The 14,993-nt window shown below is 70.5% G+C and carries 13 protein-coding genes; 5 read left to right on the forward strand and 8 right to left on the reverse strand.

Annotated features, from left to right (window positions below):
* The first annotated feature begins 78 nt into the window (after positions 1 to 78).
* The 3 genes from AB0M95_RS03345 (at position 79) to AB0M95_RS03355 (ending at position 2,734) form a co-directional block, all read left to right on the forward strand.
* Positions 79 to 924 (forward strand): glycerophosphodiester phosphodiesterase family protein, encoded by an 846-nt coding sequence (locus AB0M95_RS03345; protein WP_363758758.1) that lies wholly within the window; start codon positions 79 to 81, stop codon positions 922 to 924.
* A 394-nt stretch (positions 925 to 1,318) separates the two neighbouring features.
* Positions 1,319 to 1,966 carry a Crp/Fnr family transcriptional regulator gene (locus AB0M95_RS03350; protein WP_363758761.1) on the forward strand — a complete coding sequence of 216 codons (648 nt, stop codon included), beginning with the start codon at positions 1,319 to 1,321 and terminating at the stop codon, positions 1,964 to 1,966.
* 102 nt (positions 1,967 to 2,068) lie between these two features.
* Complete coding sequence (locus AB0M95_RS03355; RefSeq protein ID WP_363758764.1) at positions 2,069 to 2,734, forward strand: hypothetical protein; 666 nt, start codon at positions 2,069 to 2,071, stop codon at positions 2,732 to 2,734.
* A 132-nt stretch (positions 2,735 to 2,866) separates the two neighbouring features.
* On the opposite strand, the gene AB0M95_RS03360 is transcribed toward AB0M95_RS03355, so the two are convergent.
* The 7 genes from AB0M95_RS03360 to AB0M95_RS03390 form a co-directional block, all read right to left on the reverse strand.
* Complete coding sequence (locus AB0M95_RS03360) at positions 2,867 to 3,148, reverse strand: hypothetical protein (protein WP_358522282.1); 282 nt, start codon at positions 3,146 to 3,148, stop codon at positions 2,867 to 2,869.
* A gap of 324 nt (positions 3,149 to 3,472) precedes the next feature.
* Positions 3,473 to 4,468 (reverse strand): LacI family DNA-binding transcriptional regulator, encoded by a 996-nt coding sequence (locus tag AB0M95_RS03365; RefSeq protein ID WP_363758767.1) that lies wholly within the window; start codon positions 4,466 to 4,468, stop codon positions 3,473 to 3,475.
* 22 nt (positions 4,469 to 4,490) lie between these two features.
* Positions 4,491 to 5,480 (reverse strand): LacI family DNA-binding transcriptional regulator, encoded by a 990-nt coding sequence (locus AB0M95_RS03370; protein WP_358522277.1) that lies wholly within the window; start codon positions 5,478 to 5,480, stop codon positions 4,491 to 4,493.
* Positions 5,477 to 6,913, reverse strand: a complete 1,437-nt coding sequence (locus AB0M95_RS03375) for a GH1 family beta-glucosidase (protein WP_363759129.1) — start codon at positions 6,911 to 6,913, stop codon at positions 5,477 to 5,479. Before AB0M95_RS03375 ends, AB0M95_RS03370 begins: the two co-directional genes overlap by 4 nt.
* Before the next feature lie 2 nt (positions 6,914 to 6,915).
* Entirely contained in the window at positions 6,916 to 7,746 is an 831-nt protein-coding gene (locus AB0M95_RS03380) for a carbohydrate ABC transporter permease (RefSeq protein ID WP_363759132.1), read from the reverse strand.
* Entirely contained in the window at positions 7,746 to 8,720 is a 975-nt protein-coding gene (locus AB0M95_RS03385; RefSeq protein ID WP_363758770.1) for a sugar ABC transporter permease, read from the reverse strand. Before AB0M95_RS03385 ends, AB0M95_RS03380 begins: the two co-directional genes overlap by 1 nt.
* Before the next feature lie 166 nt (positions 8,721 to 8,886).
* Positions 8,887 to 10,200, reverse strand: a complete 1,314-nt coding sequence (locus tag AB0M95_RS03390) for an extracellular solute-binding protein (protein ID WP_363758773.1) — start codon at positions 10,198 to 10,200, stop codon at positions 8,887 to 8,889.
* 445 nt (positions 10,201 to 10,645) lie between these two features.
* Between AB0M95_RS03390 and AB0M95_RS03395 the strand changes: the two genes are divergently transcribed.
* On the forward strand, positions 10,646 to 12,115 hold the full coding sequence (locus AB0M95_RS03395) for a glycosyltransferase family 39 protein (protein ID WP_363758776.1): 1,470 nt from the start codon (positions 10,646 to 10,648) through the stop codon (positions 12,113 to 12,115).
* Between the two features lie 322 nt (positions 12,116 to 12,437).
* Positions 12,438 to 14,006, forward strand: a complete 1,569-nt coding sequence (locus AB0M95_RS03400) for a 5'-nucleotidase C-terminal domain-containing protein (protein WP_363758779.1) — start codon at positions 12,438 to 12,440, stop codon at positions 14,004 to 14,006.
* Between the two features lie 104 nt (positions 14,007 to 14,110).
* Here the strand turns inward: AB0M95_RS03400 and AB0M95_RS03405 are convergent, their stop codons facing one another.
* A complete protein-coding gene (locus tag AB0M95_RS03405) occupies positions 14,111 to 14,962 on the reverse strand; it encodes an alpha/beta fold hydrolase (protein WP_363758782.1) in 852 nt (283 codons plus the stop codon).
* Between the last annotated feature and the right edge of the window lie 31 nt (positions 14,963 to 14,993).

The raw sequence follows: 14,993 nt of genomic DNA on the forward strand, positions 1-14,993 counted from the left end.
GCCCAACCGGCGACTCATGGTCATGCGACGGGGTCAGATTCAAGGTGCGGAGATGCCGCGCCAAGCTCGGGGAGACGCATGTTCCGACGACTCGGCCTCATTGTCACGACCACGGTCGCCACCGTGGTCACCACCACGATCCTCACGACGACCCCCGCGCCTCCCGCCACCGCGGACCGGGCGGCCGTCGCCGAGGTCGCCCACCGCGGGGCGTCCAAGGAGGCGCCGGAGAACACCATCGCGGCCTTCCGGCTCGCCGCGCGGCGGCACGCCGACATGTTCGAGCTGGACGTCCAGGAGACCAAGGACCACAAGCTGGTCGTGATGCACGACACGACCCTCGCCCGCACCACCGACGCCGCGCGCGTCTTCCCCGGGCGCGCGCCCTGGCGCGTCCGCGACCTCACGCTCGCCCAGATCAGGAGACTCGACGCGGGCTCGTGGTTCTCGCGGAAGCACAGGGGCGAGCGGGTGCCCACGCTCGGCGAGACGCTGGACGCGCTGGGCGGCAGCGGGATCGGCATGCTGCTGGAGGTCAAGAAGCCGCACCTGTACCCCGGCATCGAGGCGCGCGTCGCCCGCGAGCTGCGGCGCCATCCGGCGTGGCGGCGTCCGGGCCGCCTGGTCGTCCAGTCGTTCGACTGGACCTCGATGCGGCGCTTCCACCGCGTCATGCCCGAGGTCCCGGTCGGCCTGCTCGGCACGCCGGCGCCCGCGCAGCTGCCGGAGCTCGCGAAGTTCGCCCGCCAGATCAACCCGCCGCACCGCCACCTCACCGCGCGGTACGTCCGCGACGTCCACCGGCATGGCATGCGGGTCTACACCTGGACCGTCGACAACCGGGCGGTCGCGCGCCGCCTGATCTCCTACCGGGTGGACGGCATCCTCACCAACAGGCCCGGCAGGGGTGCGGTGCGGAGGTGAGGGTCATTCCTCGCGTAGGCCTTCCGGGCGCATGAGCCTCAGTTGGACCGGCAGGGTCACCAGGGTCACGAGCACGACCACGCCCATCCCGGCGGAGACGATCACGAGCACATTCGACAGACTGATGTGGAGCGGAAGGCCCGGCATCGCCAGCAGCCCCGCCCCAGCCCCGTGCCCGCGAGTACGGCCGGCACGAGTCCGAGCATGACCGGCACGGCCATCTGCCACCATGTGGCCCACGTCAACGTGCTCGCCCTGGTCCCGAAGGCGGTCAGCGCCGCACTGCGCACCGAGCACGTGGCGTTCACCACAGACGAGTTCTGATGCCCGCCGCCTCGTCCAGCGATCCCTGACCGTGTTGCCGGACCCGGGGCGGCGCGCGGAAGATGTTCATGTGGACGGTCTTGCCGCGATCGTGTCGGAGGAGACGTGGAGATCTCTGGTCTCGGCGGGTGTCCCCAAGATCCACGACCCGGGCTCGGTGATCCTTTACCAAGGTGATCCGCCGACGCACGTCCTTCTGCTGCTCGCGGGCCGTGTCCGTGTGTCCCGGGTGGCCGCCGACGGCACCGTGCTCATCCTGGCCGTACGCGGACCAGGCGAGCTCCTGGGCGAGATCGCGGTGCTGGGCGACGACGACCGTTCGGCCACGGTGACCGCGATCGACAGATGTCATACCCGGCTGATTCCGGCGGATCGGTTCGTCGCCCTGGTGCGCTCGCTCGCTTTGGAGGGCGAACTCCTAAGCCTCGCCATGAAACGGATCCGCGAGAGCGAGTCGCTGCGTGCCGAACTGGCGGCCCTGCCGGCCGGGCCGCGTATCGTGCATGCCTTGATGAGGCTGTGGGTGCCCGAGTCGGGCACGCAGGCCTCCGTGGACGTGGGGCTCGACCAGGCCGAGCTGGGACAGGCCACGGGGCTGTCCAGAAGCACGGTCGCCGCCGAGCTGGCGCGGCTCAGAGAGCAGGGCCTGATCGTCACGGCGCGGCGCCGCATCGTCGTCACCGATGTCAACACACTCAGCAAGCTTGCCGCCGAGTGAGGATTTCATTTCCTGAACCGGGCGGGCGTCTGATTTCGGACAGTTGGTCGTTGTCCAGTAGCGCACAGTGTGGAGCACTCCCGACGTTGACAGGAGGGCCCAATGTCCACTATCAGCCCGTTTCGCGCGCTTCTCGCGGTCGATGTCGACGGCTACGGCCGGCAGCCCGACGCCCTGCTCTCGATGCTCCACCGCGAGATCTACGCCGCCCTGACGAACGTGTGCGAGCGGTGCTCACTCGCGGAGGCATGGAGTTCGGTGTCGCTCCTGCAGCGACCCGGTGACGAACTGGTCGCCCTGCTCCCCGTGGAGACGCTTCCTCTGCTGGTCCACCCTTTCCTCGATCACCTGCAGGAGGAACTGGTGCGGGCCGACCGCAGGCTCCGCGAGCACGACCGCGATCTCCGGCTACGGCTGCGGGTGGCCGTCCACGTGGGATCGGTGCGGGGCGACGCCTCGGTGACGGCGGGCATCTCCAGGGCGATGAACGAGGTCCACCGCCTGCTCGGCTGCGACCCCGTCAGGTCCGCACTGCGCGACAGCGATCCCGATGTCACGTTCGTCGCGGCGGTCCTCTCGGAGCAGGTGTTCGCCCAGGTCGTCGAGGGAGGCCGTACGGAGCTTCCGCCTTCGGAGTTCACAAAGGTCCGGGCCAAGGTCAAGCAGTTCGACCAGCCCGCATGGCTGTACGTCCCACGACCCTCACGAGGACCCGCCGAGACGGGGTCCACCGAATCCGAGCGGCCGGCGCCCGCTTCTCCCGCATAGGCGTCACGGCCGGTCGTACGCCGGTGAGACAGGGATCTGGGCACGCAGCGCGACGGCGAGACGCTGTTCCCCCTGTTCGGCCTGCCGCCGCGCCGGTGATCTCCCGGGCTCGCGTTCCCGGACGGCGCGCGGTCAGGGGCCGCCCTCGAAGGGCGGGGCGGCGGGGACGGGCTCGCAGGCGTGCAGGCGCCAGTGGCTGACGGAGGGATCGCTCAGCGCCTCGGTGACCATGGCGTGGATCTGAGCGCGGGTGATGTCGTCGCCGGTCTCGACCCGGATGACGATCTCTCCGTTGGCCTGCCGGAGGTCTTTACGCCATTCTCCGGGGAGGAGGGCCAAAATGCGGATGCCGTCGATCGGCGCATTCGGCGGGGGGCCGAGCCCGGCGCTGTGCATCGTCAATTCGACCAGCATCGTCACCGTCCTCGTCGGGCACCGCGGGCGCCCGGGGTCATCGTGGCAGAGCAGTCTACGCCGATCATACCCAGCCGGAACAGCCCGGCGCGGCGCCGCGTGGCCGCCCTGCGCTCACGAGGGATGGGACCGAATTGTGCATTCTTGCGAGTCCGGGACCGTGTTTCGGAGCGCGGCGCACGTCGAATGACCGCACGCGGCGCTTACCCGGGGCTCGGCGATATCACCCATAAAAGTAGGCTAAGTCAACACATCACCCACTTTCAGCTAGAAAAGCCGATAATTCGTGTAATAACCCTCAATCCCGCACCCCGTCCCGGGCCGTCACGCGGACTCGCGCACGATCAGCTCGGTCGGCAGCATCACGGGGGCGGCGTCACCTTCGTCCATGATGCCGAGCAGCAGCCGCACGGTCGCCGCCGCCTGCTCGCGGAACGGCTGGCGGATCGTCGTCAGCGGCGGCTCGGTGTAGCGCGCGGCCTCGATGTCGTCGAACCCCACCACCGCGACGTCCTCCGGCACCCGCCGCCCGGCCTGCCGCAGCGCCTGCATGGCCCCGAGCGCCATCAGGTCGTTGGCGACGAACACGGCGTCGAGCCCCGGATCGTCCTCCAGGAGCTGCCGCATCGCGACCAGGCCCGACTCGCGGGTGAAGTCGCCGATCGCGACGATGGACCGGCGGTCGGAGCCCTGGAGCACCGCGCGGTACCCGGCCAGCCGGTCCTGGCCGCCGATCATGTCCGGCGGCCCGGCGATCGTGGCGATGCGCCGCCGCCCGCGCTGGAGCAGGTGGCGCACCGCCGCCTCGGCCCCGCCCACGTTGTCGGCGTCGACGTACGGCAGGTTGACGTTCACGGCGGGCCGCCCCAGCGACACGGCGGGGACGCGCATGCGGGTGATCGCCGCGGGCAGCGGATCGGCGCCGTGCATGGAGATGAGTATGACGCCGTCGACGTGCCCGCCGGTGAGGTAACGCTCGACCCGCGCGTGCCCGGCGGGGGTGCCGGCGAGCATGAGGATGACCTGCCTGTCGGCCTCCTCCAGTTCGGCGCTGGCCGAGCGTATGACGGTCGCGAACATCGGGTCGTCGGAGAACACCCTGGTGGGCGGCTCGGAGACCACCAGGGCGATCGAGTCGGTGCGCTGGGTGACCAGGCTGCGCGCCGCGAGGTTCGGGACGTACCCCATCTCGTCCACCGCGCGCATCACGGCGTCGCGGAGCTCGGGCGTCACGGTGGTGCCACCGTTGACGACCCGGGAGACCGTGGCGCGGGAGACCCCCGCCCGTGCCGCCACGGCCTCGAGAGTCGGGCGCTTCATGGCTGTGCCCTCCCTGGTTGTGTCACGCCGATTCCCTGACGACCAGCTCGTTCGGCATGATGACGGGATCGCCCGGCGCCCCCTCCAGCAGGCCGAGCAGCAACCGGGTGGTCGCCGCGGCCTGGTCGGTCATGGAGCTCCGCACGGTCGTGAGCCGCGGCGTGGTGTAGAGCGCGGCCTCGATGTCGTCGAACCCCACCACCGCGACGTCCTCCGGCACCCGCCGCCCGGCCTCGTGCAGCGCGCGCAGGGCGCCGATGGCCATGAGGTCGTTCGCGGCGAACACCGCGTCGAGCGCCGGGTCGTCCTCCAGAAGCTGCCGCATGCCCGCGTCGCCGGAGACGCGGGTGAAGTCGCCGATGGCGACGATGGACCGGCGGCCGGTGTCCCGCAGCGTCTCGCGGTAGCCGGTGAGCCGGTCCTGGGCGGCGAGCATGTCGAGCGGCCCGGTGATCGTGGCGATCCGGCGCCGCCCCAGGCCGAGCAGGTGGCGCACCGCGACACGGGCGCCACCCTGGTTGTCGTTGTCGACGTACGGCACCCCGGGGGCGGACCGCCCGTGCGAGACCATGGGCACGCCCATGCGCGCGAGCGAGGCGGGCAGCGGGTCGGCGCCGTGCAGCGACAACAGCAGGACGCCGGCGACGTGCCCGGCGGCCACGAACCGCTCCACCCGGAGCCGGCTCTCCGGCGACCCCGCGAGGACGAGCGTGACCTGCTTTCCCGCCTCCTCCAGCCCCCGGCTCATCGTGCGCACGACGGCCGAGAACATCGGGTCGTCGGCGATCACCGCCATCGGCGGGTCGGAGACGATGACGGCGACCGCGTCGGTGCGCCGCGTCGCCAGGCTGCGCGCCGCCCCGTTGGGGACGTAGCCGAGCTCGCGCACGGCTCGGATCACCAGCTCGCGGATCTCGGGGGTGACGGTGGCGTCACCGTTCACCACCCGCGACACGCTCGACTTCGACACCCCCGCCCGGGCGGCCACCGCCTCCAAGGTGGGTCGTTTCATGCCAGCCCATTCTCCCGGATGACGCCGCGGTACCACAGGGCGCTGTCCTTGGGCAGGCGGCGCTGCGTCGCGTAGTCGACGTGGACGATGCCGAACCGGCGGTTGTAGCCCTCCGCCCACTCGAAGTTGTCCAGCAGCGACCAGACGAGGTAGCCCCGCATGTCGGCGCCCGCCTCGATCGCCGCGTGCACCGCCCGCAGGTGGGACTCCAGGTAGGCGGTGCGGTCGGTGTCGTGGACGTGCTCGCCGGTGGCGTCCTTGGTGACGACGTCGTCGAAGGCCGCGCCGTTCTCGGTGACCATCAGCCCGACCTCGGGGTAGTCGTTGGACAGGCGCACGAGCAGGCGGGACAGGCCGGTCGGGACGATCGGCCAGTCCATGGCGGTCTTGGGGGCGTCCACGCGGTCGAACAGGATGTCCTCGGTGCCGGGCCAGGCGGGGTTGGCCGGCTCGCCCGGGCTGGACCGCACGATGCACGGGTTGTAGTAGTTGATGCCGATCAGGTCGGGGCGCTGGTGGATGTCGGCCAGGTCGCCGTCGTGGATGTGGTCCAGCCCGCCGTGCCGTTCCACGATCGCCAGCACCTCCTCGGGGTAGGCGCCGCGCAGGACCGGGTCGAGGATCTGCTTGTTGAGCAGGCAGTCCACGCGGTGCACCGCCTCGGCGTCGGCCTCCGACAGCTCGGCGCCCGGGTCGGCGCTCTGCGCCGGGGTGATCACCGGCGAGGAGTTGACGGCCAGCATGATCTCCTGCGCCCCGGCCGCGCGCAGGGCCTGGGTGGCCAGGCCGTGCGCGAGCAGGAAGTGGTGGGTGGCGCGCAGGGCCGAGGCGGCGTCGGTGCGACCCGGCGCGTGGATGCCCGAGCCGTAGCCGAGGAACGCCTGGACCCACGGCTCGTTCAGCGTGGCCCAGTTGCTCACGCGGTCGCCGAGGCGCGCGTACACGGCCTCGGCGTACTCGGCCAGCCGGTAGGAGGTGTCCCGCGAGGTCCACCCGCCGCGGTCCTCCAACGTCTGGGGCAGGTCCCAGTGGTAGAGGGTGACGTACGGCGTGATGCCCGCGGCGGCCAGCTCGTCCACGAGCCGGTCGTAGAAGTCCAGGCCACGCGGGTTGATCGGCCCGGTGCCGTCCGGCTGCACGCGGGGCCAGGAGATCGAGAACCGGTAGGCGCGCAGGCCCAGGTCCGTCATCAGCCGCACGTCGTCGGCGTACCGATGGTAGTGGTCGCAGGCGACGTCACCGGTGTGGCCGAAGGCCACCTTGCCGGGCGTGCGCGCGAAGGTGTCCCAGACCGAGAGGGCGCGGCCGTCGTCCCTGACCGCCCCCTCGATCTGGTAGGACGCCGTCGCGGCGCCCCAGACGAAGCCTTCGGGGAAGACCGCACGCCCCTCCGTCAGATATGAAGGCAGGGTCCCCCGAGTGGTGACGGTCATTGTCATCCCTTCACAGCTCCTTGCATGATTCCTCCGATGACCTGCTTGCCGAGCAGGGCGAACACGATGACCAGCGGCAGCGTTCCGAGCGCCGTGCCGGCCAGGCTGAGGGCGTAGTCGCTGACGTATCCGGCGGCCAGCGTCGACAGCGCCACCTGGACGGTGGGGTTCTCCGGGGTGAGCACGACCAGCGGCCAGAAGTAGTCGTTCCACGCCTGCATGAAGGTCAGCATGCCGAGGACGGCCGCGGCCGGGCGCGCGGCGGGCAGGACGACGTGCCAGAACAGGCCCCAGGTGCTGCACCCGTCGACCCGCCCGGCCTCCAGCAGCTCGGTCGGCAGGGCCCGCGACAGGTACTGCGTCATGAAGAAGACACCGAAGGCGTTGGTGAGCGCCGGGACGATCAGCGCGTACATCGTGCCGGTCCACTCGAGCTTCACCATGAGCAGGTACAGCGGGATGATGCCGAGCTGGGTGGGCACCATCATCGTCGCGACGGTGATCACCAGCAGGATCCTGCCGCCGCGAAAGCGCAGCTTGGCGAAGGCGAACCCCGCCAGGGTGGAGAAGAACATCACCGAGATGGCGATCCCGCCGGCGACGAGGACCGAGTTGAGCAGCGCCAGGGCGAAGGGCACGGTGTCGAAGACGCGGCCGATGTTCGCGACCAGGTTGCCGCCGGGCACGAGCGGGGGCGGCACATCCGCCAGCGCCGAGTTGTCGCGGGAGGCGACCACCACGCTGTAGTAGAGCGGGAGGGCCGAGAAGAACGCCATCGCCATCAGCGTGAGATACGTGAGCGTGCGGGCGGGGCCCGCCTTGATCCGCGGCATCACGTCAGGCTCCCTCGCGTCCGGCGGGTCAGCAGGTAGTTGATGATCGCGACGATGACGATGAAGACGAACATCATCCAGGACACGGCGGAGGCGTACCCGAAGTCCAGCTTGGTGAAGTTCTCGTAGATGAACAGCGCCAGGGTCTGGTACTGGCGGTCGGGGCCGCCGGTGATGCTGTAGGTGCCGAAGAGCAGCGGCTCGGCGAGGATCTGCATCGCGCCGATCGTGGAGGTGATGACCACGAACACGATCGTGGGCCGGATCATCGGAATGGTGATCTTGCGCAGCTGCGTCATCCCGCTGGCGCCGTCGATGGTCGCGGCCTCGTACAGCTCGCGGGGCACGGCCTGCATGGCGGCCAGGAAGATCAGCGCGTTGTAGCCCGTCCACCGCCACATGATCATGATGGAGATGGCGGCGTGGGAGGTCGCGGTCCCGGCGTTCCAGTCGATCGCGCCGGCGCCGAACCAGGACAGCACCCAGTTGATCAGCCCGTAGTCACGGCCGAAGAGCTGGCTGAAGATGACGACGACCGCGACGACGCTGGTGACGTTGGGCAGCAGCAACGTCACGCGGAAGATCGTCTGGGCCCTCAGCGGGCGGTTCAGCAGGTGCGCGAGCCAGATGGCCAGCAGCAGCTGCGGCGCCGTCGAGAACACGCCGATGGAGATGGTGTTGAACGTCGCGTTCCAGAAGTAGTCGTCGGCGAGCAGCGTGCGGAAGTTGTCGAGGCCGACGAAGGTGTGCTCGTCGGACAGCAGCGTCCACTCGTGCAGGCTCACCCAGGCGGTGTAGGCGAGCGGGAACAGCCCGAAGGCGCAGAAGAGCAGGAAGAACGGGGCGACATAGGCGTACGGGGAGGCCTTGACGTCCAGGCGGTGGACCAGATGCCGCCGGAGGGATCCGGGGCTGGACCGCACCGGTGAGGCGGGCGGGGTCGCCGCCACGTCGTCGGGGGCACGGGTGGCCATGGCAGCTCCTTTCGGCAGGCCACAGAGGTGTGGCCTTGTCAGGCCACGGGGACCGGCGGGTCCGGTCGCGGGCCGGGGGCCGGGCGATCGGATCGGGGACGTCCGCCGTAGGATCCCGCGAGGGTGTGGCCGGCCCGGTTGTCGCGGGCCGGCCACCTCCGGCGGCTTATTTGATCCTTTCGAGGTCCTTGAGGGCCTGTGCCCATGCCTCGTCGGGAGACTGCTTGCCCTGCTCGATGCGCTGGAACGCGTTGCCGAACGCGGTGAGCACGTCACCGGCCTTGGGACCGACGTACTGCGGCTTCAGCGCCTTGGCGGCATCGGTGAAGATCTTGCCGGTGGGCGCGTCGCTGAAGAACGGGTTCTTGAACCCGGTGATCGCCGGGTCGTCGTAGAGCGCCGGGATCGACGGCAGCGCTCCGGCCTCGGCGAACAGCTTGAGCTGATTGTCCTTGTTCGTGAGAAGGTCGATCAGCTCGGCCGCCTCCTTGGGGTGCTTACCCTGCTTGGGGGCCATGAGGTGGGTGCCGCCCTGGTTGCCGCCGCCACCGCCGGGCACCGCGGCGACGTCCCACTTGCCCGAGGTCGTCGGGGCGGCGTCCTTGATGCTGCCGAGCTTCCAGGCCGGGCAGATGATCGTGGCGAACGAGCCCTTGGTGAGGCCGGTGTTCCACGGGGGGCTGAAGGCGGCGAGCTTGGCGGACTCGTCGGCCTGCACCATCGCGGCGTTCAGGTCGAACGCCTTCTTCACATCCGGGTTGGTGCCCGCGATGAGGTTGTTCTGCTCGTCGTAGTAGCCGACGGGGGCCTGGTCGACCATGGCGCGGAAGTTCTCGCCCGGGCCGTCGAACCATTTGGCGCCCTCGACCTTGGCGGCGACGAACTTCTTGCCGACCTCCATGTACTGCTCCCAGGTGGGCCAGAGCTGGGAGACCTCGGTGCGGTCGGTCGGCAGGCCGGCCTTCTTGAACAGGTCGGTGCGGTAGCACATGGCCAGGCCGCCGACGTCGGTGCCGAGGCCGAGCAGCTTGGAGCCGTCGGGCGAGAGGCCCTGCTTCCACTTCCAGTCCAGGTAGTCGCCCTGGCGCTTGCTCAGGCCGTACTCGTTCAGGTCGTAGAACTTGTCGGGCAGCGGGGTGAACTGCGCGATGTACCCCGCCTCCACCGCCTCCACGTCGGCGGCCCCCGCCCCCGTGGCCAGCTGCGTGGTGAGGTTCCTGTGGTGGTCGTTGAACTGCGCGCGGCGCTCGACGATCTCGACGTTCGGGTGCGTCTTCTTGAACTCCTCGTAGATGGGAGCGAAGTGGAAGTCGCTGAACAGCGCGACCGTCAGCGTGATCTTCTCGGCCGGCTGAGTGGAACCCGACGAGGCGCCCGCGTCCGTGCCGCCGCCGTCGCCACCGCCGCAGGCGGTCACGCTTGCGGCCAGAACGGCAGCGGCCAGCAGCGGGGTGACCATCCCTGCGCGAAGCTTGCCCATAGACCCTCCCTGGGGCATTTATTGATCTTGGAGGGAGCGCTCCCTGAGAAGGTTCATGCGATTGTGACGGTCATGTCAACGGGTTGGAGGGTAACGATCGCCGTGACCTACCGGGGGCAACGATGAAGCGGGAGAGAGCGCTCACACCTTCCCAACGGTGTCTTCGCACGTCAAAGTATGATCAACGGCGGATGTCCCATTTGGAGAGAGCGCTCTCCTCGGTTCATCACAAGTAGCGCACAGATGTGCTCCACCTTGCCTTGGAGTTAATTCAGGTCTTGACAGATGATCGGGCGAAAGCCACTCTCGGAAGCCAGGGAGCGCTCCCCCGCCTCCCATGTTTTCCTCGATGACTCTCTCCCCGGGGCCGGGTCGCACAATTTCGTTCGGGTTCGCCCGGGTTTGCTTTGGTACCCGCACCACGTCTCGGACAGTATGGGCGTCCATGGACATCTCGGTGCCGGGCGTGGCAGGGGGCGGCGACCGCACGGTGGCCACGCCGGAGCAGGACCCGGGCGCGCACACAGGCCGGGGGCTCGTCCCGCGCGTGAACGCCGCCGTGGCCGTGATGACCGCGGCGGCCCTCGTGCTCACGGTGGCGTGGTCGTGGGAGCCGTCGATGTGGGCCGACGAGCTCGCCACGGTGGGCTCGGTGTCCTCCCTGGACGTCCTGTGGGACACGTTGCGTCAGCGCGACGCCGTCTTCCTCCCCTATTACGTGCTGATGTACCTCTGGACCCGGCTGGGGACCGCGGACTGGTGGGTGCGGCTGCCCTCCGCGCTCGCCGTCGCCGCGGCCACGGGGCTGCTCACCGACCTCGGCCGCCGTCTCGCGGGCGCCCGGGCGGGCGTGGCCGCCGGGGTCGCGCTGCTGGTGCTGCCGTCGATGGCCCGGTTCGGCCAGGAGGCCCGGCCGTACACGCTGGCCGTCGCCGCCGCGGTGTTCTCTTTCTGGGCGCTGCACCGGGCCACCGAGACCGGCCGGTGGGGGCGGTACGTCCTCGCCGTCGCGCTGCTGCCCTGCGCGCACCTGTTCGCCGTGCTCGTGCTGCCCGCGCACCTGGTGATCACCCGCCGGTGCCTGCCGTGGCTGGCCCTCGGCTCCCCGCCGGCCCTCGCACTCGCGGCCCTGTCGGCCGGTCAGGTGGGGCAGGTCGGCTGGCTCGGCCCGCCCACCTGGCAGAACATCGTCCTCGTGCGCAGTGCGATCACCGCGTGGATGCCCGAGCCCGAGCCCGGCGACCTGCCAGCCGTGGTCCTCGGCTGGCTGGTCGCGCTCGCGGGGCTGGCCGCCGCCGTGTACCTCTGGCGCAGGGAGCCCGGCCGGCGGGCCTTCGTGGCGGGCGCGGTGGTCTGGGGCGTGCTGCCCACCGCCGTGCTGTGCGCGGTGTCCTTCCTCGGCACGCCGGTCTACAACTCCCGGTATGTGCTGGCCGCCGCGCCCGCCTTCGCCCTGCTCGCCGGGATGGCCCTGGGCCGCGCCCGCCTGCCGGTCCGGCTCGCCGCCCTTGCCGCGGCCGCCGCCCTGGCCCTGCCCCAGCAGGCGCACGCGCGGACGGCCTCCGGGCACCAGGTGAACTACCGGGACGCCGCCGCCGTGGCCGCGGCGGGGGCGCGGCCGGGTGACCGGGTCGCCTACGCGGTGCCGTGGGCCCGCGAGGGCCTGACCCGCTACGCGGCCATGCCGCCGGAGATGAACCCGCGCGAGGCGATGGGCGTCCGCGTCTGGCTGGTGCGCGAGCGCACGGACCGTCCCGTGCGCCCCGGCACCTCGGCCCCGTCCCGGTACGGCCTGGCGCGGGGGGCGATCCCCAAGGTGGACGTCCTGCTGGAGAACCGCTTCGCCGTCCGCCGCGTGTGGCACTTCCGCGGCGTGACGGTCCTGCTGCTGGAGCGCGGCACCCCTCCGCGCTGACGGCGGCTACTGAGCGTAAAGGCGGCGGGTACCCACCATTCATCAGGGAGCTATGCGACAAATGGTGTGTTGTGACCGGCAGGTGATTCCCCACCGCTAGCCTCCCGCGCATGAGTTCCAGAACCGGCAGAGTCCTCGCCGCGGGCGCCACAGTGGCCGCGGTCCTCGGACTCCTCGCACCCCTCTCGGCCTCCGCCTCGACCGGCCACCCGTCGGCGAAGACGGTCAAGGTGACCGTGATGGCCACCTCAGACATCCACGCAACGCCCTTAACTGGGACTACTTCAAGAACGCCGAGTACGACGACAGCGCGCACAACGACGTGGGCCTCGCCAAGGTCTCCACGCTGGTGAACAAGATCCGCGCCGACCGCGGCGCCGACCACACCCTGCTGTTCGACTCGGGCGACACCATCCAGGGGACCCCGCTCGACTACTACTTCGCCAAGATCGAGCCGATCACCGAGACCAAGAAGACGCACCCGATGGCCAAGGCCATGAACGCCATCGGGTACGACGCGGTGACGCTGGGCAACCACGAGTTCAACTACGGGCTCCCCCTGCTCGCCACCTGGGTCAAGCAGATGAAGGCCCCCGTGCTCGGCGCCAACGCGGTGTCGGCGAAGACCGGGCTGCCCGCCTACCGGCCGTTCGTCATCAAGTCGATGCCCGTCAAGGGCGGCAGGCCCGTCAGGGTGGGCGTCCTCGGCCTCACCAACCCGGGCAGCGCCATCTGGGACAAGGCCAACGTAGACGGCAAGCTGAAGTTCCTCGACCTGGTCGACACCGCCAAGACGTGGGTGCCGGTCATCCGGAAGCTCGGCGCCGACGTCGTCCTCATCACCGCCCACGCCGGCGACAACGGCATGTCGTCCTACGGCTCGGACCTGCCGGTCGAGAACGCCTCCGCGATGGTCGCCGAGCAGGTGCCCGGCATCGACGCGGTGCTGTTCGGCCACGCCCACAACGACGTGCCGCAGCGGTTCGTCACCAACAAGGCGACCGGCAAGCAGGTGCTGCTGACCGAGCCGGGCCGCTGGGGCAACCGGCTGTCGGTGGTGGACTTCACGCTGACCAAGGAGCGCGGCTCGTGGGCCGTCACCTCCAAGGCGTCCACGACGCTCAACACCAACACGGTGGCCGAGGACCCGAAGATCGTCGCCCTGATGAAGGAGCAGCACGACAAGACGGTCGGGTACGTGAACCAGGTCATCGCGCAGTCCAAGGAGCAGTTGTCGGCCGCCGAGTCCCCCTACAAGGACACCGCGATCCTCGACTACATCCAGAAGGTGCAGACCGACCTGGTCACCAAGGCGATCGCGGGCACGCCCGACGCGTCGCTGCCGGTGCTGTCCATCGCCGCGCCGTTCAGCCGTACCGCCGTCTTCCCGGCGGGCCCGGTGAGCGTGCGCGACATGGCCGGGCTGTACGTGTACGACAACACGCTGCTCGCGGTGAAGCTGACCGGCGCCCAGCTTAAGGACTACCTGGAGTACTCGGCGAAGTACTTCGCGCAGGTGGCGCCGGGCGCGCCGGTCGACCTGCGCGCGCTGACCAACGCGGGCGGCACGCCGGACTACAACTACGACCAGCTCTCCGGCGTGACCTACGACATCGACATCTCCAAGCCGGCCGGGCAGCGCATCGTGGGCCTCTCCTACCAGGGCAAGCCGGTCGCCGCCGGCCAGTCTTTCGTCGTGGCGATCAACAACTACCGGCAGTCGGGCGGCGGCGGCTTCCCGCACGTCGCGACCGCGCGGGTGGTCTACACCGCGCAGGTGGAGATCCGCCAGGCCCTGATCGAGTACGCCACGGCCGCGGGCACGATCGACGCCTCGACCTTCGCCGACCCCAACTGGAAGCTGGTGCGCGAGGGCGTGCCGGTCTTCTGACCTTCCATTCCCCGCGTTTCCCTCCGGAGCCGGGGCGCCTCCTGCCGCGTGGGCGGGGCGCCCCGGCTCCGGGCGTTCAGGAGGCGTCCGGATCGGGGCCCGCGTCAGTCGAGTGCGCGGTCGATCTCGGCGAGGACCTCGGCCTGCCGGGGCACCAGGTAGAAGTGGTCGCCGGGCAGGAAGCGCACCGTGACCTCGCCGGTCGTCACCTCGCGCCAGCGCTCGACGTCCTCGGGGGTCACCTGAGCGTCCTCGTCGCCGGCGAGCACGGTGACGGGACAGGCCAGCGGCGGGCCGTCGCGGTGGACGTAGGACTCGATCAGGTCGAAGTCGTTGCGCACGTACGGGAACGTCAGCTCGCGGATCTGCGGGTCGTCCAGCACGTCGGCGTCGGTGCCGCCGAGGGCGCGCAGGCTGCGCATGAACGTCTCGTCGTCGGCGTGCGCGACCGGCTCCTCGCGCAGGGGGATCTGCGGCGGCCGCCTGCCGGAGACGAACAGGTGGACGGGCGGCGTGCCGAGCTCCCGCAGCGCGCGGGCGGTCTCGTAGGCGAGGACGGCGCCCATGCTGTGGCCGAACAGCGCGACCGGACGGTCGAGCAGCGCGCCCATCGCCTCGGTGACCAGGCTCACCATGCGCGCGTCGTCGGAGATCAGCGGCTCGGACATGCGGTCGGCCCGGCCCGGGTACTGCACGGCGCGGACCTCGATCGCCGGGGACAACCCGAGGTGCCACTGGTGGTAGACGGCGGCGGACCCACCCGCGTGGGGGAAGCAGAACAGGCGGAGCCGGGCGAACGGCCGCGACTTGGCGGCCGGGAACCAGGTGGCCCAGGACGAGCGGCCGGTGCGTAACGGCGCGGTCCTCTTGATCGGGCCCGAGGCGCTCCCGGCGCCGGGCCGGCCTGCCTGACCGGACTCACTGGACGGTCCGGGCCGGCTGCTCTGGACTGACACGTCTCCCCCACTCTGCTCGCTCGATCGGCGG

Origin of the sequence: Sphaerisporangium sp. NPDC051017 (assembly GCF_040683095.1) — a bacterium.
Taxonomy (GTDB): domain Bacteria; phylum Actinomycetota; class Actinomycetes; order Streptosporangiales; family Streptosporangiaceae; genus Sphaerisporangium.

What these genes read in the sequence shown, in the direction of transcription:
- AB0M95_RS03380 (WP_363759132.1), bottom strand. Translation starts at nt 7,746, where the DNA reads ATGCCGCGGATCAAGGCGGGCCCCGCCCGCACGCTCACGTATCTCACG.
- AB0M95_RS03385 (WP_363758770.1), bottom strand. Translation starts at nt 8,720, where the DNA reads ATGGCCACCCGTGCCCCCGACGACGTGGCGGCGACCCCGCCCGCCTCA.
- AB0M95_RS03395 (WP_363758776.1), top strand. Translation starts at nt 10,646, where the DNA reads ATGGACATCTCGGTGCCGGGCGTGGCAGGGGGCGGCGACCGCACGGTG.
- AB0M95_RS03345 (WP_363758758.1), top strand. Translation starts at nt 79, where the DNA reads ATGTTCCGACGACTCGGCCTCATTGTCACGACCACGGTCGCCACCGTG.
- AB0M95_RS03365 (WP_363758767.1), bottom strand. Translation starts at nt 4,468, where the DNA reads ATGAAGCGCCCGACTCTCGAGGCCGTGGCGGCACGGGCGGGGGTCTCC.
- AB0M95_RS03355 (WP_363758764.1), top strand. Translation starts at nt 2,069, where the DNA reads ATGTCCACTATCAGCCCGTTTCGCGCGCTTCTCGCGGTCGATGTCGAC.
- AB0M95_RS03375 (WP_363759129.1), bottom strand. Translation starts at nt 6,913, where the DNA reads ATGACCGTCACCACTCGGGGGACCCTGCCTTCATATCTGACGGAGGGG.
- AB0M95_RS03390 (WP_363758773.1), bottom strand. Translation starts at nt 10,200, where the DNA reads ATGGGCAAGCTTCGCGCAGGGATGGTCACCCCGCTGCTGGCCGCTGCC.
- AB0M95_RS03360 (WP_358522282.1), bottom strand. Translation starts at nt 3,148, where the DNA reads ATGCTGGTCGAATTGACGATGCACAGCGCCGGGCTCGGCCCCCCGCCG.
- AB0M95_RS03370 (WP_358522277.1), bottom strand. Translation starts at nt 5,480, where the DNA reads ATGAAACGACCCACCTTGGAGGCGGTGGCCGCCCGGGCGGGGGTGTCG.